Source organism: Bartonella sp. AP58NXGY (genome assembly GCF_042195785.1).
Lineage (GTDB): Bacteria > Pseudomonadota > Alphaproteobacteria > Rhizobiales > Rhizobiaceae > Bartonella.
Map to the genome: position 1 here is coordinate 1 of NZ_JBHIOY010000124.1, position 971 is coordinate 971.

Annotated in this window: 1 protein-coding gene and 1 pseudogene; both read left to right on the top strand. The window is 36.4% G+C overall.

Annotated features, from left to right (window positions below; translation table 11 throughout):
• Positions 1-5: 5 nt before the first annotated feature.
• On the top strand, positions 6-521 hold the full coding sequence (locus ACFINC_RS09895) for a Rha family transcriptional regulator (protein ID WP_375617103.1): 516 nt from the start codon (positions 6-8) through the stop codon (positions 519-521).
• An 80-nt stretch (positions 522-601) separates the two neighbouring features.
• Positions 602-971, top strand: a pseudogene (locus ACFINC_RS09900) (hypothetical protein); the annotation flags it as partial.

Here is a 971-nt window from a genome sequence, read left to right on the forward strand (position 1 = left end):
TTCAAATGAACAATTTAGTAACAATCAATAATGGTATTGCTGCCACAACTTCTTTTAAACTTGCTGAGGGAGTGGGTAATACGCATAAAACAGTTATACAGTTGGTTCGTAAAAATATTAAAGATTTTGAAGAATTTGGAAGGGTCGCATTTGAAATGCTACCCTTTAAAACGAAGGGTGGAAAACAAAAAAGAGAAGTTGCTATTCTTAATGAATCGCAAGCAACTTTACTTATGACATATATGCGCAATAATGACACGGTGCGTGCATTTAAAAAGGCGCTTGTCAAAGCTTTCTATGAATTAAAAAGCCAATCAACAGCTCGTGATTTATTTTCTACGGAGCATGATTTGTTTTCTTATGAAAGTTTAAAGGCTCCTGAGGGAATTGGTAAAGTTTTGGGAATGATTGCAGCGCGTTTATCGTATGTAAATGATTTACAAAAAGAGCTTGATCATTACAAATTGGTTACAACAGAAGCCAAGCGTGTTTTAACAAACGCTGTTGCAAAAGCAGCATAAAAAAACAGCGGCGGTGCGGGGGCGCCTTCTTTAAACCTCTTATTAAAAATTTATTCAAATGTTAGATTAGGGAGCTACCTATGACCACTAAAAATGTATCCAAAAAATATGAACTCACAGATGAAAGCATAAAAGGCAATGATAAAGAACTTAAAAGGACTATAACGCTTTATCGCATACGTGCTTTAAGAGATTTTGCTGATGTCAAGGCTGGGGATCTCGGGGGCTTTATCGAAAAGGAAAAAAACTTAAGTCATGATGGCAATTGCTGGGTCTATGATGATGCCATGGTCGCTACAGATTCTGTAGTTTCTGACAATGCGCAAGTGCGCAATAATGCACGTGTTTTCAGAAGTGCAAAAGTATCTGATAATGCTGTTATTCTGGATAATGCATTGGTTTTTCATAATGCTAGGGTTTTTGAAAATGCAAAAATTTGTGATAACGCCA

Bases quoted from the DNA above. Each gene is read 5' to 3' on its own strand.
- ACFINC_RS09895 (WP_375617103.1), top strand. From the start codon at position 6: ATGAACAATTTAGTAACAATCAATAATGGTATTGCTGCCACAACTTCT.